This window comes from Roseovarius mucosus DSM 17069 (assembly GCF_000768555.3).
Taxonomy (GTDB): domain Bacteria; phylum Pseudomonadota; class Alphaproteobacteria; order Rhodobacterales; family Rhodobacteraceae; genus Roseovarius; species Roseovarius mucosus.
Genome location: NZ_KN293977.1, coordinates 74,649 through 97,110 on the forward strand (window position 1 = coordinate 74,649; position 22,462 = coordinate 97,110).

A 22,462-nucleotide genomic window follows, 5' to 3' on the forward strand; every position below is an offset into this window, starting at 1 on the left:
CTCCTCCCGAATGGGCCCGGCCAGGGATATGGCCGGGCCTTGGCTTTTAGTTGCTGACGGGTGTGGCCATCTCGCAGCCATTGACCGGATCGGCCTCGGCGGGCAGGGCGGCCAGCACCTTTTGCGTGAGGCCGTCGTCGCCTGCGACGGTCTCGTAGACATAGATCGGCTGCACGATGTTGTTCGTCGCGGGATCAATCGAGAGCGCGCCGCGCGGTCCGTCGAAACTGACCTGCCGCAGGGCATTGGCAAGGCTCTCGCGGTCCGTGGCCCCGGCCTTGACGGCCTCGATCAGCGCACGACCGGCGTCATAGCCATGCACCGCGAATTCCGATGGCACGCGGCCTGTCTTGGCCTTGAACGCCTCGACGAATTGCACGTTCGCGGGATTGTCGAGCGTGGGCACGTAATGCAACGCGGTGATCACGCCCTCTGCCGCCGGACCTTCGGCGTTGACATAGAGCGACGAGGTAAGAAAGCCCGAACCATAGAGCGGCAACTCGGCCTTGAGGCCAAAGCTGTCATATTGCTTGACAAAGGAAATCGCCTCGCCACCCGCATAGAACACGAACACCGCCTCGGCGCCGCTCGACTTGGCCTGTGCCAGGTAGGGGCCGAAATCCTGCGTCTTCTGGAAGGGGGTGAAATCCTGCCCGACAATCTCGCCGCCCGCCGCGGTGAAGGTCTGGACAAAGCCGTCGATCATCTGCCGTCCGGCGGCATAATCGGGGGCCAGCGTATAGACCTTGCGGATGCCCTGATCATACATCCATTGCCCCATCGGGCGGTTGACCTGCCCGTTGGAAAAGGACATGCGCGTGATATAGGGCGAGCACGCCTCGCCGGTGGCCTCATCGTTGCCCGCATTGGCGACGATCAGCGGCACGCCCGCGCCATGCACCATGTCGCGCACGGCGCCCAGCACGCCAGAGCTGACGATGCCCGAGATCACATCGACCTTGTCCTGCAAGATCAGCTTCTTGGCCTTGGCCAGGGCCACGGGCGGCTTGACCTCGGTGTCCTCGCGGACAATCTCGAATGTGGCCGGGGTTTCGCCGCCGAATTGTTCGAGCGCGGTGGCAAATCCGGCCTCGATGTCATTGCCAAGCGCGGCATAGACGCCGGAGAATGGCAAGAGAAGCCCGACCTTGATGTCCTGGGCTGTTGCAGGCACAGCGAGGCCAGTGGCGAGCCCGAGGGCCGCCAGAATTGCGCGTTTCATGGGTAGTTCCTCCAGTTGGTGTTCAGACCCCTCCTCAGGGTCTATCCAAGATCGCCCCCGCCCACCGGCACGGTAACGCCGGTGATGTAAGAGGCCTCATCCGACGCCAGGAACAGGATGGGTCCTGCCTGTTCGTCGAGTGTTCCGTAGCGTTTCATCAGGCTGGACTGGATCGTCTGATCGACGATGGTCTGATACCAGTCGGCGCGCTGTTCCTCCGCCGCATTGGGGTTGCGCGGCACCACGCGGGGCGGCGCCTCCGTGCCCCCCGGCGCAGTGGCGACCACGCGGATACCGCGCTCGGCCACTTCCCAGGCGAGGCTCGCCGTGATCGCATTCACCCCGCCCTTGGCTGCCGCATAGGGCACGCGGTTGAGGCCGCGCGTGGCAATGGACGAGACATTGACGATCACACCCGAGCCTTGCGGCAACATCCGCTCGATCGCGGCCCGGCAACAATAGAGCGTCGGAAAGAGAGACCGGCGCACCTCGGCGTCGATCTCATGGGGCGCGTAATGCTCATAGGGTTTGGCCCAGATCGTGCCGCCTACGTTGTTGATCAGAATGTCGATCCGACCCCAGATCTTGACCGCCGTTGCGATGGCCGCGTCACAGCCGTCCCATGTTTCCAGATCGACGTTGAGCGCCTGGGCCTCGCCGCCTGCGTCACGGATTGCCGCGACCACCGCCTCGCGCTGCTCGGAGCGGTCCACGACCAGCACCTTTGCCCCCTCGGCCGCGGCGCGTTCGGCCACCCGGCGCCCGATCCCCTGGGCAGCACCGGTCACGACCATCACCTTGCCTGTGAAACGCGGTGTCATGCGGCCGCTGCCTCTGTCTCGGTCGGGTTGAACTTCTCGAAATGGAACGCGGCGGGGGTTACGCCCAGTTGGGCGAAATGCGCGCGCACCGCGTCCACCATCGGGGGCGGACCGCAGAGGTAAACGTCGCAATCGCCACTGTTCAGATCCTCGGCCGTCACATGATCGGTGACAAAGCCCTTGCGCGCGTGTTCCTCGTTCTGATCGGCCAGCACGGTGATCACGGTCACGTTGCCGATCGCCTCGGCCAGCGCCGTCACCCGGTCCAGCTCCACCAGATCGGCGGCGCGGGTCACGGCATAGTAGAGCGTGATCGGCTGATCCGCGCCCTGCACTGCCACCTGTTCCAGCATCGAGAGGAACGGGGCAAGACCCGTGCCGCCCGCCAGCCACAGTTGCGGCCGCGTGATGGGCCGCAGGTAGAAGGCGCCCATCGGCCCCGTCAGCGTGACGGCATCGCCGGGGGTGGCGCGCTCGCCCAGATAGCGGCTCATGACCCCGCCCGGAATGTTGCGGATGAGGAATGTGGCCTCCTCCGCGCCGGGGGCAGAGGAGAAGGAATACGAGCGGTGTGCCTCTGTGCCGGGCACGCTCACATTCACATATTGACCGGGCAGGAACCCCATCGGCTTGGCCAGCTTGACCCGCAGACCAAAGGAGGTCTCGGACAGGCGGTCCACGCCCAAAACTTCGGCGCTGATCGCCTCGGGTGCGGTCTTGCACACGGCAGAGGAGGCCGGCACGCGGACCACGCAATCGCTCTGCGGCATCATCTGGCAGGTCAGCACATAGCCCTCTGCCGCCTCTTCCTCGGTCATCGCCTCGTCGAGGTAGAATTCCAGCTCATACTCGCCCTTTTCGGCAAAGCATTTGCAGGTGCCACACACCCCGTCGCGGCAGTCCATCGGAATGTTGATCTTTTGCCGAAAGGCGGCTTCGGTGACTTTCTCGTCATCCTCGCACTGGATGACACGGGTCACGCCATCCTCGAAATTAAGGGCGATGTTATAGCTGGTCATGGCGGGCTCCTCCCCTCTGCTGGCGCGCGCCCTCGGGCACGCGCCGGTCCTGGTCTCAGATGTGATAGACGTCGATCACATGGTGGATCTGGTCATTCTTGAGCACGACCTTCTTGTCCGTGATCAGCGGCTTTTTCCCCGTCACATCAAGCGTGTAGAACGACGTGCCCCAGTGCTGATCGGTCTTGCCATAGCGATAGGTCAGCGTGTGCCAGTTGAAGCGCAGCGTGATCTTGCCTGCGTCCCGGCTCAGCACTTCGATATTGGCAAGGTAATGATTGGTGCGCGGTTCAGGCAGGGACGTGGCCGAAGAGCGATCCGTCTGGATGCGGAACACGCGATCCTCGATGCCCGAGCGGTCGGGGTAATAGATCAGCGACATCTCGTTCTGCGGATCCTCGGTCAGTTGATCCTCGTCATCCCATGCGGGCATCCAGAACGGGCAATCCGGGTGATAGAAGGTCAGCCAATTGTCCCAGTCCCGATCATCGAGCGCGCGGGCCTCGGCATAGAGAAAGGCTTGGATTTCCTCGTAGGTCATGGTGGCCTCGGTGCTCTGGCGGTCAAGTGTTGCGGTTGTCATGGTCTCTCCTCCTCACTCTGCCGCGACTTGGGCGTCGGATGCGGTGGCGCGTTCCTTGGCGATGGCCTGCGCCATCCGCTCGGACCACTGCTTGTGCTGGATCACAAAGAGACCCTCGTCCTCGGTGCGGGCTCCCGACAGGATCGGGTTCACGCCAAGTGCCTTGGCATCCTCGTCCGGGCCGTAGATCCACTGGGTTGCGCCCCGGCAGATGTCATTCCACTTGGCATGGGCGGCCCCGGCATAGCCGCGCTGCGTGGCGCGGAATTCCTCGGTGTCGTCGGGCGTGGCCATGCCGGAGGCGTTGAAGAAATCCTCGTACTGACGAATGCGGCGCGCGCGGGCCTCTTGGCTTTCGCCCTTGGGCGCGATGCAATAGATCGTGACCTCGGTCTTATCCACGCTCACGGGGCGAAACACCCTGATCTGGCTGCTGAACTGATCCATCAGGAACACGTTGGGATAGAGGCAGAGATTGCGCAGCACACCCACCATCCATTCGGCCTTGGTCGCGCCGTATTTCTCGGTCCATTCCGCGAGGCGCGGATAGTTGGGGCGGTTGGTCGAGTCGGCCCATGTGGTCCACAAGAGGAGGTGACCATTCACATAGGAATGAAACCCGCCCTTCTGCTTGGCCCATTTGCTGGCATCGGTCGCCTTGATCTTGTCCTCCTTGCCGTCCGCCGTGCGGTGCGATGTGGTGGCCACATAGTTCCAATGTACCGCTGAAACGTGATAGCCATCCGCACCGTTTTCAGCCTGCAATTTCCAGTTGCCGTCGAACGTATAGGTGGACGAACCGCGCAGCACCTCTAGCCCCTCGTCGGATTGATCGACGATCATGTCGATCATCTTGCGCGCCTCACCGAGGTAGTCCTCAAGCGGGGCTACATCGGCGTTGAGCGATCCAAAAAGGAAACCGCGATAGTTCTCGAACCGCGCCACCTTGGTCAGATCGTGACTGCCGTCGGTGTTGAACTGTTCGGGATAGCCCGCGCCATTCGGGTCCTTGACCTTGAGCAGCTTGCCGGTGTTGGAAAAGGTCCAGCCGTGGAACGGGCAGGTAAAGGTCTTTTGATTGCGCCGCTTGAAGCGGCAGAGCTGTGCACCGCGATGCGAGCAGGCATTGACCAATGCGTTCAGATTGCCGTCCTTGTCGCGGGTGATCACCACCGGCGTGCGCCCCATGGTCAGGGTAAAGTAATCGCCGGGATTGGGGATCTGGCTTTCATGCGCCATGTAGATCCAGTTCCCCTCGAAGATATGCTTGATCTCAAGCTCAAAGAGCTCCTCATCGGTGAACATGTCACGTCGCGCGCGGAAAATCCCCGCCTCGGCATCCTCTTGCACGATACCGTCCAGGCGGCCTTCCAGTTCGTCGAGATTGGATTGGGTAAACATCGTCTTTCCTCCTCCGGAAAAGTCTTGGTTCTTGGGCCGGTTATTCACCGGCCACGGTTTTCAGGCTCCGCGCACGGTCGCGGCGGAAAAACTCGACCTTGTCGTGGTCGAGCGTCACGCCAATGCCCGCGCCCTGCGGCACCTCGACGGTGAAATCGGCATAGCGGATCGGGGTGGCCAGAATGTCCTCGGTCAAGAGGAGAGGGCCAAAGAGCTCGGAGCCCCAGCGCAATTCCTCAACCCCGGCAAAGAGTTGCAGCGCGGCAGCTGTGCCAAGCCCCGTTTCCAGCATCGTTCCGGCATAGAGGCCAAGGCCCGCCGCCTGCCCAATCGCCACCACTTCGGACGCGCGCTTGATCCCGCCCGATTGTGCCACCTTGACGGCGAACACATCCGCCGCACCCTTGGTCACGATGCTCACGGCATCCTCGGGGCCGTTCAGCGCCTCATCGGCCATCACCGCAATCTCGTGGTTCCGCGTCAATTCACGCAAGGCGTTCAGATAGCGCGCGCGCACCGGCTGTTCGACCAACTCGCAGCCCACATCCTGAAGGTCCTTGAGGCCCCAGCGCGCATCCTGAAGCGACCATGCCTGATTGACATCGACGCGGATGCTGGCGGCATCGCCTAACGCGGCCTTGATCCGTGCCACATGCGCCACATCCTCGGCCACTGCGCGTTTGCCGATCTTGAGTTTAAAGATGTTGTGGCGCCGGGTCGCGATCATCTCTTGCGCCTCGGCAATATCCGTGTCGGAATTGCCCGAGGCGAGCGTCCAGGCCACCGGAAGCCGCGTGTGCACGGCACCGCCGAAAAGCTGTGCCACCGACACGCCCAAACGCCGACCCAAGCCATCCCAAAGCGCGATTTCAACCGCCGCCTTGGCAATGCGGTTGCCCTTGACCAGATGGTCGATCAGCTGCACCGCGCCGTTCACATCATCCGCCGCACGGCCCAAGAGGGCAGGGGCGATATAGGTGTCGATGGCGGATTGGATGCTCTCGGGGCTCTCTGGGCCATAGGTGAGCCCGCCGATGGTGGTGCCCTCGCCAATCCCCTCGGACCCATCCGAGAACCGTATGCGGACCAGAACGGCGGTCTGGACCCGCATCGTCGCCATCGACAGGACATGGCCCCGGATGGTCGGAATATCGAGGATCATCGTTTCGATCTGGTCGATCTTGGTCACGGCGTTCACCACATGTCAGTATTGCATTGAGGTGCAAACTGCCTGTGGTGGGGCATCAAGTCGATGATGCTGCGGGTCTTGGGTGATACCCGCACCGAAAGGTTGCCCCATGTCCCGTGCCGGGCTATGGCACAAAGGAAAAGGCGCGCCAGACTGGCGCGCCTTGCTGAAATCCGTGCGAGAGGGGGCGGTTTACATCATGCCCAAGGCTTCTTTGTACATTTCGAGAACCGCCTCTTCTTCGGCGATGTCATCCTTGTCGCGTTTGCGCAGGGCGATAACCTTGCGCATGACCTTGGTGTCGTAGCCGCGTCCCTTGGCCTCGGCCATCACTTCCTTTTGCTGGTCGGCGATGTCCTTCTTCTCGGCCTCGAGCCGCTCGAACCGTTCGATGAACTGGCGCAACTCATCGGCGGTAACGCGGTAGTTGCTGTCGGAATTCATATCGTCCATGGCCTGATCTCCGGTCGGTTGGGGTTTCTGACTAGCGCCCTGTCGGATATGGTGCAAGGGACATCTGCGGCGCGGCTTGCAATGGCGGAAAAATTGCTCTAGCGCCGGGGCGGTAACCGGCCGGGGAGGTGGCGATGGAGTATATGATCTGGTCTGGGGCCGCCCTGTCGGTGGCTGGTCTGGCCACATTGATCTGGTGCATCGTCAAGGTCTGGCGCGCGCGTAATGCGGGGCTGTCGGATGACGCATTGCGGGCGGCGGTGCAACGGATCGTGCCGCTCAATACCGGTGCCTTGTTCTTGTCTGTGATCGGGCTGATGATGGTTGTTGTGGGCATCCTGCTTGGGTGACTCGGCTGAGCGCCTCAGGCGTCGGCCCGCCGACCAAAGAAACCCTCGCCATTCTTGACCATCTCGCGCAGCATTGGCGGCACCTCCCAGAGTGGGCTGCACAAGGCGGCGAGCGCCTTGAAATCCTGCAAAACCGCGAGCATCCCGCGCTGATCGGCGGCGAAAAGAGGCCCGCCGCGCGCGCGGTCGTAGCCGTATCCGCGCACCAACAGCAAATCAAGATCCGACGCGCGCTGTACGGCACCGCGCGCCAATAGCTGCATTGCGGCACCGAGCAGTGCGGCCTGCAAAGCATGTCTTGGTGCCACCGCGCCCAATACCTCAGCCAGATCACGCCCTGGCCCTGCCCAGGTCTTGGGGGCGCGCGGTCCGTCGCGTGGGTGGTCATAAAAGCCGCGCCCGACCGCGCGGCCGACCGCCCCTTTGGCCAGACGCTCGGCCAGCGGATCATCCGCGCCGGGGGCAGGGCAACCCAGCCATTCGGCCACTGTTCGTAGCCGTGCTGCCACCACCGGCAGCCCTTCATAATCCATCATCAGGAACGGCCCCGCCCGAAACCCGAGGCGTTGCGCCGCCTGATCCACCCGTTGCGGGGTCATGCCAAGGCGCACCAGTTCCAGCCCAGCCAGACTGAGCGCCCCCATCAGCACATGACCCAGCCCCGGCCCCGATGCAGGCTGCGCCGCGCGCACCGCCGTCACGCCCAGCCCGGTGCAGAGCCGCGCAAGGCTGGCTACCGTCCCGGCATCTGCGGCATGGGACACGGAGAGTTCTGCCAGCCGCACGCTCTGCGCAGGCCGGTAGAGCCGTAGACCCAGAGCCGCACCTGCCAGACCGCGCCCATCGTCGAGCGGCAGGCTGAGCGCTACATTCGCGGCCTCTGAGCCGCGCGTGCAGAGCGCCAGATCAACGGGCGCTGTGCCATTCTGCAACCGCGTCAGATATGCGTCGCGGGTGGCAGCCTCGATCTTGCCTTGTGTGACCAGCCCGTCGAGCGCGCGCGACACGTTGGTGCGCAGGTCTGGCGCATCGCTGCGCACCTCCTTGCCGCCCTCCAGGAGCAGCAGCGCGACATCCCCCAACCGCGCCCCCGCAAGCGCGATTCGGGTCATGTCATGCGTCGGGGATTGCGCGCGTTCGGGCATGCCCGAGGCCCGGCGCTCGGCCGCGTAAATGTGCCGCTGCGCGCGCGCTTCGGGGCTGCGCAACCGGTCGTCGAACAGCGTCGCCTCAAAGGCCAGCCCCTGTGGGAAGGGCAGAAGCTGCGCTGCCTCGACGGCACGCAAGATGTCGGAGGCCGCACCGGTCTGTCCCTTGAGCCGCTCGGCGACGGCGGAGATGGCGCGCTGATAGCCTGCAGGATCGGACAGGCCGCGCGTGGCGTCTTGGCTGCGGCGCCAATGGCCCTGATCTGCCAACTTGCGGGCCAGATCGACCGCCGCAGGCAACGGATCATCTGTGGTGATCTGGGAAAAGAGGTGACGCAGCCGCGGATCGGACGCACGCAGGGTCTGCCCCGTCAACATCACCTCCAGCGCCACCTGCGCCCCCAGAAGGCGCGGCAATCGCTGCGTTACTCCGCCCCCCGGCACCATCCCAAGCGTGATTTCAGGAGAGGCGAGCCGCGCCTCGGCCTGCACAACGCGGGCATGCGATGCGAGGGCCAGCGCCAGACCCGCGCCGAAGGTCGCGCCGTGCAATGCGGTGATCACAGGCTTGGGAAACTCCTCGATCCGCGTGCAGAGCGTGTCAATCCACGGCTCTGCCAGCGGGCCGTCGTATTCCGTGAGATCGACACCAGAGGAAAACCCGGCGCCTGATCCCGCAAGGACCACGGCGCGCACCTCGGTTTCGGTGGCCGTGCGATCCAACGCGGCCGCAAGCTCTGCGCGCAAGTCAGGGGACAGCGCATTGGCCACGGGACGATCCAGCAGCAGCACCGCCACCCCGTCCCGCAATTTCTGGCGTATCTGCCCCGTCACTCCGTCCCACCCGTAAAACGCTTCTACGCACAAGTTCTACGAGGAATTTCCTCCTGTGCAAGCTTGGGACGGAAAAACTGGTGGTTTCAGACGGGCATGTTGTCGAACTGCGCCTCAATAGCCTCGCACAAGAGCAGCTCGTGCAGGCTCTTGGTTTCGTCCGGAACGGCTATGCCTTCGTCATGCAGACGCGCAATCATCCGGCGCAATTGCGGCTCCAGCTTGTGGCGGGTGTCGGGATTGGCCTGTCCAATCTGATGCTCAAGACGGTCAAGCTCGGTGCGCGTATTGATCATGGTGGTCCTCCCTGGTGGCAATGCAACTCTAGCGTGTTTTGCGCTGCAATTCGAGGCTTTATCGAGACCCGGTAACAGTTGCGTGACGGGATCAGGAAACCTGTGCGGCACAGGCCCGGCAGAGCGGTGTTTCTGGCAAGACATCCAGACGATCAGCGGCAATCTGTTCTTCGCAACGGGCGCAGGTTCCAAACGTGCCCTTGCGGATACGGTCAAGTGCTGCGCGGATTCGTGCGACTTCTTCCTGACCGTACTGACCCAGATGCTCGAGCACCTCATCGCCTTCGCGCTCGATCGCGGCGTCGTCCCAATCCTTGGATTTGGTCGAATCGAGCTCATCTTCAATGGCATGCAGACGTTTGTCCAATTCGCCAAGCCGCGCCATAAGCGCCAACCGGTATCGTTCAGTCTCGAGCATCCAAAGCCTCCTTTATTTTAGATATCCTAGCATACGGCGGTGTTTCGGTCATTGATGCAGGTCAAGAGGGCGCAGATCGGCGTGAAGGTGCCTGATTACATCGGATGATCGGTAAGGTTCTGAGCCTCGATCGGCAAGAGATCAGAGCTGTTTCGCGGGGCGACAGGGGCGGGGTCCGGGACCGGGTCTGGCGGGTCCGGCGGGTCTGGCAAAGGCGAGGCCGCCCCTGAAATCAGGCGCAGCGCGCGCACGCCGTTCATTTGCCCAAGCTCTGCCGTGGCCACCAAATGCCCGCGCGTGCCGACAAGCTGGGTTCCGGTCAGCGACTCTCGCGGAAGGGGAAGCAGATCGCCGGGTTTCAGCGCCAGAATATCACGCAGGGGCAGGCGTAACCGGGCCATGACAGCGTCAAGCACCACTGGGGCCTTGGACACAACCTGGTCGATATGTGCAGGCGTTTCGATTGCGGCGCTTGCGGTTTTGCCGGGGGTGGCGCGTGCCGGCGGTGCGATCACGGGCAAGAGCAGGTCAAGACGCCCGGTCTTGGCCCCCGGTCCCAGATCGACCGTGAGGCGCAGCACCTCAAAATCCGGGGCCACCAGCAAGAGCAGCAGACCGCGCAGGTCCTCGACCATATCGCCAAAGGCAAAGTGGCGGGCCGGTGGCGCGTCAGGCTCTGCCGTCAACTGGCTGTCAAAATCGGCCAGAACCGCGTCGATCAGGGGCGCGACCATCGCCGCGTCGGTGCGTGTGGCCGCGCGTGATCGTGCCATGCCGGCGCGCACGGCGCCCGTGGTCTGCACCTCGATCAGCCCGGCAAGGAATTGTGAATCAAGACAGAGCGCGCCGCGTGCGCCCCCCGGCCCCCTCCAACAACACCAAGAGACCTGCATCGCACAAGCTGTGCCCCACGTCGGCAAGCGGCACGCGTATCTGTTCGACGGTGGCCACCGTCAGGCCAAGGCCCAGAAGGGTATCCGCCGCGCGTGCCACGGCCAGGCGCAGCGCCTTGACCGGAGTCATATGGCGGCTGTCGGACCCGTCGCGTGCGGTTTGCGCCATCCGCTGAATGACCGAACTGTGATCCTGCGATCCCATACCCTGCGCCATCGCCCCTTTCTGAAGCTGTCGGGGTGACCCTAGGCAGGCTTGGTTACGATTTTCTTTAGGCTGGCTGGAAAACCTCTGGTCTATTGTGCGGCCATGCGCGCGCTCAGCGGTAGGGTCACGCGGAATGCGGCCCCTTTTTGCCCCGGTAGGTAGCTGACCGCGCCGCCCAAACGCGCCATGATCTCGCGGCAGATGGCTAGGCCAAGACCCGCGCCGCCGGCCTTGTGTTGGCCTATGCGCGAGAATTTCTCGAATATGACGGCCTGTTGGGCGGGGGCGATGCCCGATCCGTTGTCGGTAAAGTCAATCACCAGTTCCCCATCGATCACCGCCGTGCGAATCGTCAAAATCGGCGGCTGCCCGTCGCAGTATTTGCGCGCATTGGCGATGAGGTTGATAAAGACCTGCACCAGCCGGTCCAGATCCGTGGTGAGCGCCACCGCTTCGGCTGTTCGGTCGCGCATCACCCTGAGTGTGCCACCCTGCACCCCCGCCGCGCGTTCCGCCCGGTCCAAGAGGTCAGCCAGAGATCCGGTTTGCACGTGCAAAACGACCTGCCCGTTTTCCAGCACGCTGAGATCCAGCAGATCATCCAAAAGCCGCGTCAGGCGCACCGCCTCGTCATGGATCACCGAGGCGTATTTACTCTGTTCTTCCGGGGTCAGATCGCCCGTGTCGCGCAGGATTTCCGAAAAGGCGCGGATCGAGGTCATCGGCGTGCGCAGCTCATGGCTGATCTGGCTCAGAAACCCGTCCTTTTGCACCGAGAGCTGTGTCAGTTTCTCATTGGCCTGCCGGAGTTGTCGGGCAGTACGGGCCAGTTCCTGCGATTTCGCCTCAAGCTGGCTGGAATATTCCATGATCTGCGCGGTTTCATCCGCCACTGCCATCAGATCCTCGACCGAAACCGCCGCGCCCCCGACGATCTGGCTGATCATGGCATGCGCCGTCGCGGCCCCGACAGAGCCCGACAACTCGCGCTCCAACTCTTGCAGGAAAGAGGGGCTGGGTTCGGGCAGATAGCCCGCCAGCCCCTGTCGTCTGGCGGCCTCGGCAAAAAGCGCCTGCGCCTCGGTGGCACCCATGATGCGTTGTGCCATGATCAACAGGTCTTCGCTCTGCGCCATGCCGCCGGTCCAGCCGCCGGGCGTTCCGGAATGATCGAAGACATTGACGAATTGCGCCCCTTGCAAGCGTTCCACGGGCTGCGGAAAGCTGAGGAGCGAGCCAAGGACAAAGGCGGAGGTGTTGAGCAACAGCGACCAGAGCACCGCATGTACCACCGGATCCATCCCCTCGGTGCCAAAGAGCGCACGGGGCCGCAACCAGTGCAGTCCAAAGAGACCTTCGTCAAAGACCACCTGCGGCAGCACCACCGAGGGGCCGAAGCTGGGCAGAAAAAGGCAGTAGATCCACACCACCGCCCCGACGATCAGACCCGCCAAGGCCCCGGTGCGTGTGGCCCCGCGCCAGAAAAGGCCGCCCATCAGCGCGGGCATGAATTGCGCCACCCCGGCAAAGGCAATCAGCCCGATTGCCGCAAGAGCCGTGCCGCCGCCCGACAGGCGGAAATAGACATAACCCAAGAGAACGACACCCGCGATACTCAGCCGCCGCGCCAGCAGGGCCACATGCCGCACATCCCCCGAGACCATCGCCGCCCCGCCTGAAAAATGCAGCCAGAGGGGCATCACGACGTGGTTCGACACCATGGTCGAGAGCGCAATCGCCGCCACGATGACCATCGAGGTGGCGCTGGAAAACCCACCCAGAAAAGACAGGATCGCCAGCCCGTCGCGCCCGTCCATCAAGGGCAGCGTCAGCACGAAGAGATCGGGATTTGCACCCCCCGGCATCAATTCCAGCCCTACCGCCGCGATCGGCACGACAAAGAGGCTCATCAGCATGAGGTAGGTTGGAAACGCCCAAGCAGCGGTGCGCAAATGGTCTTCGTCCTCGTTCTCGACCACCATCACCTGAAACATGCGGGGCAAGCACAGAAATGCCGCCGCCGACAGCATCGTGAGACCAACCCAGCGACTGCCCGACACCTCGAACCGTGCAATGGCCGAGGCGTCGATCCGGTCGAGCGTTGCCGCCACCCCGCCCGACAGACCCCAGACCACGAATATCCCGACGGCCAAAAGGGCAAAGAGCTTGACCACTGCCTCAAGCGCGATGGCCATGACCACACCATGATGGCGCTCGTTCGCATCCAGATTGCGGGTTCCAAAGAGAATAGTGAAGAGCGCCAGCCCCCCCGCCACCCAGAGGGCGGTGGATTGCATGTCCGGCAATGTCGTGGCTGTGGGGTCCGTTTCTGCAAACGCAGCAAAAGACAGCGTCACCGATTGCAATTGCAGTGCAATATAGGGTGTCGTGCCAATGACCGCCAAAACGGTCACGATCACCGCGAGCAGGTTGGACTTGCCATAGCGCGAAGAAATGAGATCGGCGATCGAGGTGATCCGCTGGCTTCGGCCAACCCGCACCATTTTGCGCAGGGTCCACCACCAGCCAATCATGATCAGCGTCGGACCCAGATAGATGGTGACAAATTCCAGCCCCGAGCGCGCGGCAAAGCCGACCGCGCCATAGAATGTCCAGGCGGTGCAATAGATCGACAGCGACAGGGTGTAGATATAGGGCGAGCGTAGCCAGCTGCCGCGTCCGCGCAGCGCGGCGCGGTCGGCGGCGAAGGCCACGGCGAAGAGAAACACCACGTATAGTATGCAGACAAGGATGAGGACGTTGAGGATCGTCATCTATCGCTCCTGCGGCCCCTTTGAGTCTTCCTCGCTCTCGGTCGGGCGCAGCCGTGCCGAGATCACGCCGGCAATCCCTGCCAGCACGATCCAGAGGCCAAAAATATAGAACATCGCGCGCGTGGTGCGTACGCCGTCTGTCTCCCACAAGAGGGGCACCGCGAACAGGACAGCCCCGGCAACCGGCAGCATCCGCGCTGCATCCGAAAGCCGCCGCATCCGATAGGTGCGCCGCGCCAGAAACAGCGGGCCGCGCTCGGCGCTCATGGCACGACCAGCGCCCGCACCGCGGCCAAGACATCGGCGTTGGAAAAGGGCTTGGTCATGTATTGGCTGGCCCCGGCGCGTTCTGCCATTTCGCGATCCTTGGTCTGGCCACGCGCCGTCAGCATCAGGACTGGCGTGTGGCCATAGACGGCATCGGCGCGGATTTCCTGAAGGATGTCAAAGCCGCTTTTGCCGGGCAGCATCACGTCGAGAATGATGAGGTCTGGGGCGCGGGCGCGCACCGCCTCCATCGCATCATGGCCATTGGCATGGGTCTTTACCTCCCAGCCATCCCGCGAGAGGATAAAACTGACAGCTTCGATGATGTTCGGCTCATCCTCGATCACCAGAACCCTCTTACTCATGCAACCGGCCTCCCCTCCGTTGCGCGCGCGGTCTTTGCCGTGCGTCTGATTCCCTGTTCGCCCATGCGGTCACATCCCTTCTGCGACAATCGACGGCTCGCGTCGTGCGGCGCAATCGGCCAGTGGACATATCCGGCAACTCACCCCAATGGCACGCACCGCGCCGCCCGCCTCGCCGGGATCGGGCAGCATCAGCATCAGCGCTTGCATCAGCGGCGGGCGGTCAAAGCCTGCGGGCCCGGTTTGGGCGGCCACCGCAAAGGCCTCGATCACCTCGGCGCCGCGTCCGGCCTGTCGCAGCCGCAACCGCAGGGGCACCTGTGGCTGGCTCAACACCTGATAGAGGGGCCAGAGCGCGCAGGCCCCGGCCATGCGCGGTGTGGCGAATCCGGCAATCGGCTTGCGAAACGTCAGCGTGCCGGAGGCATCGCAGATCACCAAGCCTATCGGCCCCACTTCGGCCTCGGGCAAGCTGGCCAGACGCCGGAACACCCGCGCCATATCCGCGCCCGTCGCCTCGGCCAGCCGGTCGGGGCGCAGCCCCAATGTCCTGACCCGTGCCAGAAACGCCCGCAGGGGCAGGGCGGCCGCGTCCTCCATATAGCGCAAGAGCGCCTCGCGCGTTAGGTTCTGGGCCGGGCTTGACATGCCGTCGGTTGCGGCAGTTTCAATCAGGCGAGCCACATCACTTGGCCCCGCCATTTCGCGCTCCAGCTCGGGCAAATGATAGCCGCGCGCCGCCAGATAGGCATGCATCTCATCTTGGGGCGAGGTCAGCTCTGCCTCGGTATTGGGGGCCGCTTCGAGATAGCGCACGAGGGCTTGCGCGCCTTCGGTCAGGCGGGCGCTGTCCTCGTTGATATTGCGGTGAAACCGTGCCTGCCATTCGGGTTCGATTGCCTCGGTTTCCACGAGGATCGACGAGGTGGCGCGAATGGCCGTCACGGCGGAAATCACCTCGTGCAGCGAATCCGCGAGAAAGGGATCATGCGCCAGTCGGTCGGTCAGGGTTTCGATGGTGCGCTCCAGCGCCTGCGTGCGCCGATGCAACTCGCTCAAAAGGCTGGCCCAGCCGGGATAGCGCCCGGCGAATTCCTCGGTCCGGTCCAGTTCCGGCCCATCTGAACGGGGTTTGCCCGCCGCCTCGCGCAGGCCTGAAATCAACGTGGCCTCTGCCCCTTGGGTCAGTTGCGATGGCTCGACCTTTAGCGCCTCGGCCAGTTTGAGCAGGGTCTTACCGCCGATCCGGCGATGGTTGTGCTCTATCAGATTGAGGTAGGACGGTGAAATCCCGGCCCGCTGCGCCAGATCGGATTGCCGCATGCCGTTCAGAACCCGCCGCTCGCGAATTCTGGTGCCGATCATGAGCCGGTCCGGCATCTGGCGTGTCCTTTTCCGGGGGAGGCGAGAGATACGAGAATTTTTTTACAACAGGCGCGCAGGGCTTGTCTATAAGTTTACAAGCGATTTGTTCCATATGATATTTGCTTTGCGCAAGATTGTTTCGCGTTTACCTGCGGACGTTCCGTGCTGCAAGCGATCTTGTCCAAGGCCATATTGTGCCGCGTCTCGCGCGGAGTCTGATCTGGCGAAGGGGTGCTCTGTTTTTGCGCGATCACGTCGCAAAATGGCGCGACAGTCGGTTTCGATCTGCCCAGCGTGAGAGGCAGTGGCCGCGCGCCAACAGCTCAGAAATGGAACCCCATGGCCACGCTATCGGCACAGCCCGCCCCCGCGCCCTCGCGCGCGCTGCAAGGGATACTCTGCGTCGAGATCGCCATGCTGCTCTTTGTCGGTCAGGACGCGATGATGAAGACGCTGCTGACCATCTATCCGGTCTGGCTGCTGATCTTCGTGCGTTCCATCGTGACGGTTCTGGTGATGACGCCGCTGATCCTGTGGCTGGGCAAGCCGCATCGCCTGCTGACGCCACTCTGGCCGCTGCATCTGATGCGTGCGTTCCTTTTTGCCTCGGGCTTTTCGATGTTCTACGCGGCCTTCCCGTTCATGGGGTTGGCCGAGGTCAGCACGATCTTTTTCTCGGCGCCGCTCATCACCGCGCTCTTCGCGGCGGTCTTCCTGCGCGAAACGATCGGCTGGCATCGCGGGATCGCCTTGGTGGCGGGGTTTGTGGGCGTGCTCATCGCGATGAACCCGGCGGGCGAGAACTTTTCCCTTGTTGCGGTCCTGCCGCTGCTCTGTGCCGTGACCTATGCGATTTCCCAGATCATCGCCCGTCAGATCGGCGACCGGGAGAGCACGCTGACCGTTGGCCTTTATACCCTGACATTCGCCGGAATCCTGATCCTGCCGATGGGCTGGCTGGTCAATCAGGTGATCGACATCACCCCGGCGACCTATCACCTGCGTTGGGAATTGCCGCCCAAGGCGCTTGACGACCTGCCGCGCCTGGCGCTCTTGGGGGTCATTGGCATGGCCGCCTATACGCTTGTCTCGCGCGCCTATCAGGTGGCCAATGCCAGCCTCGTGGCGCCATTTGACTATACCTATCTGCCCTTTGCCGCCCTGTTGGCCTATGTCCTCTGGGATGAGGTGCCAGCGCTGAATACGCTGGCAGGCATGGTGATCATCACCGCCTCTGGTCTTTACCTTGGGTGGCGGGAACTGCGCGCGTCGCGGCAGAGCGATGCAACGCCGGTCACCGCCGAGGCGATCTTTGCCCCCGGCAGCCCCCTGCCGCCGCAAATTCCCGAGGAAGAAAGCAGCCGATGACAACCATGACGATCCAGCCTGAACGCGATATGCGTGGCTACGTCCTTGTCTTTCTCGCCGGTCTGGTCTGGTCGACCGTGGGCTTGGGGATCCGCCTGATCGACGAGGCGCAGGTCTGGCAGATCCTGTTCTATCGCTCGGCCTCGATGACCCTACTTCTCTATGTGGTGATCCGGTTGCGCACAGGCCAGGATGCACTGCGCCTTGCGCGGCAAATGGGATGGCCGGGGGTGATTGGCGGGCTGTCGCTGGTGGCGGCCTACACGGGGGCGATCTTTGCGATTCAGACCACGTCGGTTGCCAATGCGATGATGCTTTTCGCCTGCTCGCCGCTCTTGGCCGCGATCCTCGGGCGGATCGTGTTGCGCGAATATGTCCGGCCGCAAACTTGGGTTGCCATCGTGGTGGCAGGCTGTGGCATCGCGGTGATGGTCTGGGACAAGTTCGGGGGCGCAGCACTTGTGGGCAATCTCGCGGCCATCGGTTCGGCGGTGGGCTTTGCCACCTTCACCATCACCTTGCGGTGGGGCAAGGCGACCGAGATGATGCCGGCGATCTTTCTTTCAGGTCTTTTCGGTATGGCGCTGATGGCGGCGATTTGTTTCTGGCTGGGGTTGTCGCTGCGGATATCCAACGCCGACACCGCGCTGTCGCTTGGCATGGGCGTGTTTCAGGTGGGGTTGGGGCTGATCCTCTACACGATCGGGTCTCGCACCGTGCCGGCCGCCGAACTCACGCTTTTGTCACTGGCCGAGGTGGTGCTTGGTCCGGTCTGGGTCTGGCTGATACTGGGCGAGACGGCGACAACCAACACTTTGATTGGCGGAACGATCCTGTTGGGGGCGATCGCTGGCAACGCCTTGTCCGGGGCGCGGCGCAGACCGCCCCCGCCGATGCTCTGATCGGCAATCCCCTGCCGATACAGTTTGGCTCCGGGAACAAAACCCGTTCCCCTACGTTATCTTGGACGATGTGTTTGAACCAAGAACGGAAAGGGAAAGATCATGAACCGCAGTCTCATTCTTGCCAGCGTGACCAGCCTTGCCCTGGCAGGGTGCATGCAGGGCGTCAGCGACCGGGAACTTGTGGGCGGTGCGGCGGGTGCTGCCGGGGGTGCCTTGCTCGCCTCGGCCTTTGATGCCGATTCCGACTGGACGATTGTCTCGGCGCTGGCCGGGGCGGCAGCGGGCACGCTGGTCGCGCGCAACACCGCGCGCAATCAATGCGCCTATGCCAATGGCGACGGCACCTATCGCACCGTGCCTTGCTGATCCATGGTGCCTTACTGAAACGAGAGGCGGCGGGCCGCGTCGCCCGCCGCTTAAAACTGCTTGCGCGCCACGCGCTGTGCGATCTTGACGAAGTTGTGGACATGCACGCCCTGTTCGTCCAACCGGTGATTGACCGATAGGCTTGTGCGGGCAATCTCTGGTTCGATCCGGAGGAATTTCATGCCTTTGCGCGGCGCGGTCGCGACCGACTCGGGCACAATGCACACGCCCTCGCCAATGGCCACGAGGCTGAGCGCGGTTTGCAAGTCCATGCACCAGAGGCGTAACGGCGCGCTGAACCCCGCGTCCTCAACCGCCTTGATCACGAAATCGGCGAAACTGGGCCGCGGATACTCGGGGTAGAGGATAAGGTTATGCGTCTCGAGCCGTTCGAGCTTGGCCACGGTGCGCCCGCCGGTATCGACCGTGTCGGGCAGGGCGAGGATCAGCTTTTCCTCCATCAACTCCTTGGTGACAAATTCGGGATCCTTCAACGCGGGCCGGGCAAAGGCCACGTCCAACTCGCGCGAGACAAGGGCGCGGTGCAATTGCGCATTGTTCATCGGGTTGAGGCTCAGGTTGACCTCGGGATAATTGGCGCGAAAGGATTTGATGATGGTGGGCAGGATGCCGAATGTCGCCGAGCCGACAAAGCCGACGCGCAGCCGCCCTTCGGCGCCCTGACCCAAGCGGCGCACTTCGAGCTTGGTATCCTCAAGCTGTGCGACAATGGATCGCCCGCGTTCGAGCAAGCGCTCGCCCGCCTGCGTGAGACTGATGGCGCTGCGGCCACGGTTGAAGAGGATCGCGCCCAACTCCTCTTCGATCTGTTTGATCTGACGACTGAGCGGCGGTTGCGCCATGTCGAGCCGTTCCGCAGCGCGGCCAAAGTGCAATTCCTCCGCCACAGCGATGAAATAGGTCAGTTGCTTGAAATTCATGGCACCCTCCAGCCCCGGCTCCAGCCTAGCCTGTTGCGGGCATAAAAAAAGCCCCCGCGTGACGGGGGCTTCAAGTCTCAGGGAAGGATCGTCTTACTCGGCGGCCACGGCCTGCGCTGCCGCATCCGCCTTGAGGACGAAGTCGAACTCGAAATGCAGGTCGGTGCCAAGCGTCTCGGGCGCGGGCTTGAACGTGCCGATCAGGCTGTCCTTGACGGCAAACACGCTGTCATCATCGAGCCATTTGCTATCGCCGTCATAGATTTGACTGATCAACTGGCGATAGCCGTCTTTCGAGATGATGAAGTGCATGTGGCCGGGACGGTAAGGGTGATGACCCATATAGCGCAGCAGTTCACCTGCCGTTTCAGTATCAGGGATCGGGTAGGGCACCGGGCGCACGGCGACAAAGGAATAGTGGCCGTTCTCGTCGGTCTCGAAGCGGCCGCGCAGATTGTATTCCGGCTGATCCGGGTCGAGGTTCTCATAGATGCCGTTCGGCGCGTCTTCCCAGACGTCGAGTGTCACACCGGCAATGCCGTTGCCCGCCGCATCGCGGATATAGCCCTCGTAATAGGCGGTTTCCTCGTTGTCGTAATGCTTCTGGATGGTCGAGGCGCCCTTGGGCAGAACGGGCGGATTTTCACGGTAAAACGGCCCCAGCACGGTCGACTCGCTCTCGGGGCCCCTCGACCGGGTTTGACAGCATGTCCACCAGCACTTCGATCCCTAGAATATCACCCAGAAGAACGAACTCCTGCCGGTTCTCGTCACAGGTCTGCCCTGCGCGCTTGAGGTATTCACACCCTTCCAAGAACTCACCATGCTGCAGGTTCACATCCTTGCAAAAGGCGTGCAGGTGACGGATGAGCGCGGTCATGATCTCGCGCTGACGCTCGGTGATGTCACCGTGCTTGCCAAGGCTCGCGATCACCACATCGGTGATGTTTTCCAGATTGACGATTCCCATGGGTTCTCCTCCAAACGGGGTTTCATATGGCGCGGGGCAGGCCGGGGCACACCCTCTGGTCCTCGTTGTCGATCAAGGTTGGCGTCAAACCAATGCCGCAGGCGGTATCGCGTGATACCCCGTCCGGCATGGATCAAACGCCCCCTTAAATGTCACTTCTAGCACATCCGCAGCATCAGGAGGGAGGCAGAGGTGATCGACAGATTTCGCGAGATAGAGGCACGGCTCAAGGATCAGCCGCATCTCTTGCGCCTTGGACGGCTGTTTTCCGAGACAGTGCTGATCGAGATCGACGGCGAGGAAATCTATCTGACCTTCGACAAGGGGCAGATCACCTCGGTCATGGCCGGTCCAAGCCGCAAGACACCGTGGCGCTTTGCGCTGCGCACCGATGCCGACGCGCTGGAACAGTTCTGGCAGGCGCGCCCCGCGCCGGGATTTCACGACATTTTCGGGCTGGCCAAGATCGGGCGCGGACGGATTGACGGCGACATTCTGTGTCTGGTCAAGAACCTGCGCTTTTTCAAAGAGGTCATGGCGCTTGCGCGTTGCAAAGAGGAGGCAGCCCTATGAGCATCGAGCCAATCACAGGCCGTTACCTGAGCGTCGAGATCGCAGGTGCCCCGCGCCGCATCTATTTCGAGGAGGCCGGGCAGGGGCGGCCGGTGCTCTGTCTGCATACGGCCGGCGCGGACACGCGGCAGTGGCGGCATCTGATGAACGATGCCGAGATCACGGCACATCACCGCCTGATCGCCTTTGACATGCCGTGGCATGGCAAATCCCTGCCGCCCGAGGGGTTCGAGACCCAAGAATACCTGCTGACCACCGAGGCCTATATCGAGACCGTTCTGGCGGTGGTCGCGGGCCTGGGGCTGGAGCGGCCCATTCTGGCGGGCTGTTCCATGGGCGGACGCATCGCGCTGCAACTGGCGGCGCTGCACCCCGAGCAGTTCAGCGGCTTTATCGCGATCGAGGCCTCGGATTTTCAACCCGCGTGGTATGACATCGACTGGTTCCACCGCCCCGATGCGCATGGCGGCGAGATGGGCGCGGCGCTCGTGTCGGCCAATATCTCGCCCTATGCGCCGAATGCCGAGCGCTGGAACACGCTCTGGATGTTCATGCAGTCGGGGCCGGGCGTGTTTCGCGGCGACCTGAGCTTCTACACCCGCGACGACAGCCTGATCGGGCGGCTGGCGCAGATCGACACCGCGCGGACCCCGGTTCATCTGCTGGTCGGGGCCTATGATCTGACCTGCACGCCCGAGGATGCGAAACGCACGGCAGCGGCCATTCCCGGTGCCACGGTCGCGGTGATGGACGAGTTGGGCCATTTCCCGATGAGCGAACACCCCCAAGGGTTCCGGCCCTTTTTCATGGATGCCCTCGCGCGCATGGCGCGCGCATCGGCGCAAGCGGCCTGAGAGGAGGGGCTGACATGACCAAACCCTGCATCATCTGTGTGGCGATCACCGGCAGCCTGCCGCAGAAATCCGACAATCCGGCGGTGCCGATCACCGTGGCCGAACAGGTCGACTCCACCCATGAGGCCTATGAGGCTGGGGCCAGTATCGTGCACGCCCATGTGCGCAACGACGATGGCTCGTCTTCGTCCGACCCCGAGAAATTCGCCCGGCTCAAAGAAGGGATCGAGGCGCATTGCCCCGGCATGATCGTGCAGTTCTCCACCGGCGGGCGTTCTGGCGCGGGCCAGACGCGGGGCGCGATGCTCTGCTTGCGGCCCGACATGGCCTCGCTCTCGGTCGGGTCCAACAATTTCCCCACTCGCGTTTATGAGAACCCGCCCGATCTGGTCGATTGGCTGGCGGGGGAAATGCGCACCCACGAGGTCAAGCCCGAGATCGAGGCGTTTGACCTGAGCCACATCCTCAAGGCCAAGGAAATGGCGGATCACGGCCAACTTCTCGGCACGCCCTATGTGCAATTCGTGATGGGGGTGAAAAACGCCATGCCGGTCGACCGCGATGTGTTCGAGTATTACATCCACACGGTCAATCGCCTGTTCGGCCCGGATGCGCCCTGGTGCGCGGCGGGGATCGGGCGACACCAGATCACGCTCAATGAATGGGCTGTGGCGGCGGGTGGGCATGCCCGCACCGGGCTTGAGGATAACGTGCGGCTGGATCGCGACACGCTGGCACCCTCGAACGCCGCTCTGGTGCGCCGCGTTGTCGACATCTGCGCGCGTCACGACCGCCCGGTGGCCACCTGTGACCAGGCGCGGCAGATGCTGGGCCTGCGTGCCCAATGTGGTCTCAAGGATGACAAAGTGGCGTGATCCC

At 63.1% G+C, this 22,462-nt stretch carries 24 protein-coding genes and 1 pseudogene; 7 read left to right on the plus strand and 18 right to left on the minus strand.

Annotation, left to right across the window (positions count from 1 at the left end; translation table 11 throughout):
• Positions 1 to 46: 46 nt before the first annotated feature.
• From ROSMUC_RS05885 to ROSMUC_RS05915, 7 genes are all read right to left on the minus strand, one after another.
• The gene (locus ROSMUC_RS05885) at positions 47 to 1,222 is read right to left on the minus strand and encodes an ABC transporter substrate-binding protein (RefSeq protein WP_037270603.1); all 1,176 of its coding nucleotides are present in this window, start codon (positions 1,220 to 1,222) and stop codon (positions 47 to 49) included.
• Between the two features lie 41 nt (positions 1,223 to 1,263).
• Positions 1,264 to 2,043, minus strand: coding sequence for a benzoate diol dehydrogenase BenD (benD, locus tag ROSMUC_RS05890; protein WP_037270605.1), 780 nt, complete (start codon positions 2,041 to 2,043; stop codon positions 1,264 to 1,266).
• Positions 2,040 to 3,062 (minus strand): benzoate 1,2-dioxygenase electron transfer component BenC, encoded by a 1,023-nt coding sequence (gene benC / locus ROSMUC_RS05895; protein WP_037270606.1) that lies wholly within the window; start codon positions 3,060 to 3,062, stop codon positions 2,040 to 2,042. The genes benD and benC overlap by 4 nt, the downstream gene beginning before the upstream one ends.
• A 55-nt stretch (positions 3,063 to 3,117) precedes the next feature.
• Positions 3,118 to 3,645, minus strand: coding sequence for a benzoate 1,2-dioxygenase small subunit (gene benB / locus ROSMUC_RS05900; RefSeq protein ID WP_037270608.1), 528 nt, complete (start codon positions 3,643 to 3,645; stop codon positions 3,118 to 3,120).
• A gap of 12 nt (positions 3,646 to 3,657) precedes the next feature.
• Positions 3,658 to 5,046 (minus strand): benzoate 1,2-dioxygenase large subunit, encoded by a 1,389-nt coding sequence (benA, locus tag ROSMUC_RS05905; RefSeq protein ID WP_037270609.1) that lies wholly within the window; start codon positions 5,044 to 5,046, stop codon positions 3,658 to 3,660.
• Between the two features lie 40 nt (positions 5,047 to 5,086).
• Complete coding sequence (locus ROSMUC_RS05910; RefSeq protein WP_281256582.1) at positions 5,087 to 6,235, minus strand: muconate/chloromuconate family cycloisomerase; 1,149 nt, start codon at positions 6,233 to 6,235, stop codon at positions 5,087 to 5,089.
• Positions 6,236 to 6,427: 192 nt separating this feature from the next.
• Positions 6,428 to 6,688, minus strand: coding sequence for a DUF2312 domain-containing protein (locus tag ROSMUC_RS05915; protein WP_008281976.1), 261 nt, complete (start codon positions 6,686 to 6,688; stop codon positions 6,428 to 6,430).
• A gap of 134 nt (positions 6,689 to 6,822) precedes the next feature.
• Between ROSMUC_RS05915 and ROSMUC_RS05920 the strand changes: the two genes are divergently transcribed.
• Positions 6,823 to 7,038, plus strand: coding sequence for a hypothetical protein (locus ROSMUC_RS05920; protein WP_037271015.1), 216 nt, complete (start codon positions 6,823 to 6,825; stop codon positions 7,036 to 7,038).
• 14 nt (positions 7,039 to 7,052) lie between these two features.
• Here ROSMUC_RS05920 and ROSMUC_RS05925 read toward each other — a convergent pair whose 3' ends face one another.
• From ROSMUC_RS05925 to ROSMUC_RS05960, 9 genes are all read right to left on the minus strand, one after another.
• Positions 7,053 to 9,020, minus strand: a complete 1,968-nt coding sequence (locus ROSMUC_RS05925; RefSeq protein ID WP_037270613.1) for an enoyl-CoA hydratase/isomerase family protein — start codon at positions 9,018 to 9,020, stop codon at positions 7,053 to 7,055.
• Positions 9,021 to 9,106: 86 nt separating this feature from the next.
• Positions 9,107 to 9,316 (minus strand): hypothetical protein, encoded by a 210-nt coding sequence (locus tag ROSMUC_RS05930; RefSeq protein ID WP_037270615.1) that lies wholly within the window; start codon positions 9,314 to 9,316, stop codon positions 9,107 to 9,109.
• 91 nt (positions 9,317 to 9,407) lie between these two features.
• Positions 9,408 to 9,734 carry a TraR/DksA family transcriptional regulator gene (locus ROSMUC_RS05935; protein ID WP_037270617.1) on the minus strand — a complete coding sequence of 109 codons (327 nt, stop codon included), beginning with the start codon at positions 9,732 to 9,734 and terminating at the stop codon, positions 9,408 to 9,410.
• A 95-nt stretch (positions 9,735 to 9,829) separates the two neighbouring features.
• Complete coding sequence (locus ROSMUC_RS05940; RefSeq protein ID WP_245875126.1) at positions 9,830 to 10,507, minus strand: FliM/FliN family flagellar motor switch protein; 678 nt, start codon at positions 10,505 to 10,507, stop codon at positions 9,830 to 9,832.
• A 58-nt stretch (positions 10,508 to 10,565) separates the two neighbouring features.
• The gene (locus tag ROSMUC_RS21280; RefSeq protein WP_052115264.1) at positions 10,566 to 10,844 is read right to left on the minus strand and encodes a hypothetical protein; all 279 of its coding nucleotides are present in this window, start codon (positions 10,842 to 10,844) and stop codon (positions 10,566 to 10,568) included.
• 80 nt (positions 10,845 to 10,924) lie between these two features.
• Positions 10,925 to 13,609 carry an ATP-binding protein gene (locus ROSMUC_RS05945; protein WP_037270620.1) on the minus strand — a complete coding sequence of 895 codons (2,685 nt, stop codon included), beginning with the start codon at positions 13,607 to 13,609 and terminating at the stop codon, positions 10,925 to 10,927.
• Positions 13,610 to 13,876 (minus strand): hypothetical protein, encoded by a 267-nt coding sequence (locus tag ROSMUC_RS05950; RefSeq protein WP_037270622.1) that lies wholly within the window; start codon positions 13,874 to 13,876, stop codon positions 13,610 to 13,612. It abuts the gene before it with no gap.
• Entirely contained in the window at positions 13,873 to 14,241 is a 369-nt protein-coding gene (locus ROSMUC_RS05955) for a response regulator transcription factor (protein ID WP_037270623.1), read from the minus strand. Before ROSMUC_RS05955 ends, ROSMUC_RS05950 begins: the two co-directional genes overlap by 4 nt.
• Before the next feature lie 69 nt (positions 14,242 to 14,310).
• Complete coding sequence (locus ROSMUC_RS05960) at positions 14,311 to 15,621, minus strand: helix-turn-helix domain-containing protein (RefSeq protein WP_037270624.1); 1,311 nt, start codon at positions 15,619 to 15,621, stop codon at positions 14,311 to 14,313.
• 324 nt (positions 15,622 to 15,945) lie between these two features.
• Between ROSMUC_RS05960 and ROSMUC_RS05965 the strand changes: the two genes are divergently transcribed.
• The 3 genes from ROSMUC_RS05965 (at position 15,946) to ROSMUC_RS05975 (ending at position 18,245) form a co-directional block, all read left to right on the plus strand.
• A complete protein-coding gene (locus ROSMUC_RS05965) occupies positions 15,946 to 16,974 on the plus strand; it encodes a DMT family transporter (protein WP_037270628.1) in 1,029 nt (342 codons plus the stop codon).
• Positions 16,971 to 17,876: a DMT family transporter gene (locus tag ROSMUC_RS05970; protein WP_037270630.1), complete on the plus strand. Its 906-nt coding sequence runs from the start codon at positions 16,971 to 16,973 to the stop codon at positions 17,874 to 17,876. The genes ROSMUC_RS05965 and ROSMUC_RS05970 overlap by 4 nt, the downstream gene beginning before the upstream one ends.
• A 102-nt stretch (positions 17,877 to 17,978) precedes the next feature.
• On the plus strand, positions 17,979 to 18,245 hold the full coding sequence (locus tag ROSMUC_RS05975; RefSeq protein ID WP_037270631.1) for a glycine zipper 2TM domain-containing protein: 267 nt from the start codon (positions 17,979 to 17,981) through the stop codon (positions 18,243 to 18,245).
• Between the two features lie 50 nt (positions 18,246 to 18,295).
• Here the strand turns inward: ROSMUC_RS05975 and ROSMUC_RS05980 are convergent, their stop codons facing one another.
• Together ROSMUC_RS05980 and ROSMUC_RS05985 are read right to left on the minus strand one after the other, a co-directional pair.
• Positions 18,296 to 19,186: a LysR family transcriptional regulator gene (locus ROSMUC_RS05980; protein WP_037270632.1), complete on the minus strand. Its 891-nt coding sequence runs from the start codon at positions 19,184 to 19,186 to the stop codon at positions 18,296 to 18,298.
• A 93-nt stretch (positions 19,187 to 19,279) separates the two neighbouring features.
• Positions 19,280 to 20,156, minus strand: a pseudogene (locus ROSMUC_RS05985) (dioxygenase family protein).
• A gap of 192 nt (positions 20,157 to 20,348) precedes the next feature.
• On the opposite strand from ROSMUC_RS05985, the gene ROSMUC_RS05990 reads away from it, so the two are divergent.
• The 3 genes from ROSMUC_RS05990 to ROSMUC_RS06000 are packed head-to-tail and all read left to right on the plus strand — an operon-like array spanning position 20,349 to position 22,458.
• On the plus strand, positions 20,349 to 20,729 hold the full coding sequence (locus tag ROSMUC_RS05990; protein ID WP_037270633.1) for a hypothetical protein: 381 nt from the start codon (positions 20,349 to 20,351) through the stop codon (positions 20,727 to 20,729).
• A complete protein-coding gene (locus tag ROSMUC_RS05995; protein WP_037270635.1) occupies positions 20,726 to 21,583 on the plus strand; it encodes an alpha/beta fold hydrolase in 858 nt (285 codons plus the stop codon). The genes ROSMUC_RS05990 and ROSMUC_RS05995 overlap by 4 nt, the downstream gene beginning before the upstream one ends.
• Before the next feature lie 14 nt (positions 21,584 to 21,597).
• Positions 21,598 to 22,458, plus strand: coding sequence for a 3-oxoadipate:acetyl-CoA acetyltransferase (locus tag ROSMUC_RS06000; protein ID WP_037270636.1), 861 nt, complete (start codon positions 21,598 to 21,600; stop codon positions 22,456 to 22,458).
• Positions 22,459 to 22,462: the final 4 nt, after the last annotated feature.

Coding starts and splice junctions, on each gene's coding strand:
- ROSMUC_RS05885 (WP_037270603.1), bottom strand. CDS start 1,222: ATGAAACGCGCAATTCTGGCGGCCCTCGGGCTCGCCACTGGCCTCGCT.
- benD (WP_037270605.1), bottom strand. CDS start 2,043: ATGACACCGCGTTTCACAGGCAAGGTGATGGTCGTGACCGGTGCTGCC.
- benC (WP_037270606.1), bottom strand. CDS start 3,062: ATGACCAGCTATAACATCGCCCTTAATTTCGAGGATGGCGTGACCCGT.
- benB (WP_037270608.1), bottom strand. CDS start 3,645: ATGACAACCGCAACACTTGACCGCCAGAGCACCGAGGCCACCATGACC.
- benA (WP_037270609.1), bottom strand. CDS start 5,046: ATGTTTACCCAATCCAATCTCGACGAACTGGAAGGCCGCCTGGACGGT.
- ROSMUC_RS05915 (WP_008281976.1), bottom strand. CDS start 6,688: ATGGACGATATGAATTCCGACAGCAACTACCGCGTTACCGCCGATGAG.
- ROSMUC_RS05920 (WP_037271015.1), top strand. CDS start 6,823: ATGGAGTATATGATCTGGTCTGGGGCCGCCCTGTCGGTGGCTGGTCTG.
- ROSMUC_RS05930 (WP_037270615.1), bottom strand. CDS start 9,316: ATGATCAATACGCGCACCGAGCTTGACCGTCTTGAGCATCAGATTGGA.
- ROSMUC_RS05935 (WP_037270617.1), bottom strand. CDS start 9,734: ATGCTCGAGACTGAACGATACCGGTTGGCGCTTATGGCGCGGCTTGGC.
- ROSMUC_RS05940 (WP_245875126.1), bottom strand. CDS start 10,507: ATGGCACGATCACGCGCGGCCACACGCACCGACGCGGCGATGGTCGCG.
- ROSMUC_RS21280 (WP_052115264.1), bottom strand. CDS start 10,844: ATGGCGCAGGGTATGGGATCGCAGGATCACAGTTCGGTCATTCAGCGG.
- ROSMUC_RS05945 (WP_037270620.1), bottom strand. CDS start 13,609: ATGACGATCCTCAACGTCCTCATCCTTGTCTGCATACTATACGTGGTG.
- ROSMUC_RS05950 (WP_037270622.1), bottom strand. CDS start 13,876: ATGAGCGCCGAGCGCGGCCCGCTGTTTCTGGCGCGGCGCACCTATCGG.
- ROSMUC_RS05955 (WP_037270623.1), bottom strand. CDS start 14,241: ATGAGTAAGAGGGTTCTGGTGATCGAGGATGAGCCGAACATCATCGAA.
- ROSMUC_RS05960 (WP_037270624.1), bottom strand. CDS start 15,621: ATGCCGGACCGGCTCATGATCGGCACCAGAATTCGCGAGCGGCGGGTT.
- ROSMUC_RS05965 (WP_037270628.1), top strand. CDS start 15,946: ATGGCCACGCTATCGGCACAGCCCGCCCCCGCGCCCTCGCGCGCGCTG.
- ROSMUC_RS05970 (WP_037270630.1), top strand. CDS start 16,971: ATGACAACCATGACGATCCAGCCTGAACGCGATATGCGTGGCTACGTC.
- ROSMUC_RS05975 (WP_037270631.1), top strand. CDS start 17,979: ATGAACCGCAGTCTCATTCTTGCCAGCGTGACCAGCCTTGCCCTGGCA.
- ROSMUC_RS05980 (WP_037270632.1), bottom strand. CDS start 19,186: ATGAATTTCAAGCAACTGACCTATTTCATCGCTGTGGCGGAGGAATTG.
- ROSMUC_RS05995 (WP_037270635.1), top strand. CDS start 20,726: ATGAGCATCGAGCCAATCACAGGCCGTTACCTGAGCGTCGAGATCGCA.
- ROSMUC_RS06000 (WP_037270636.1), top strand. CDS start 21,598: ATGACCAAACCCTGCATCATCTGTGTGGCGATCACCGGCAGCCTGCCG.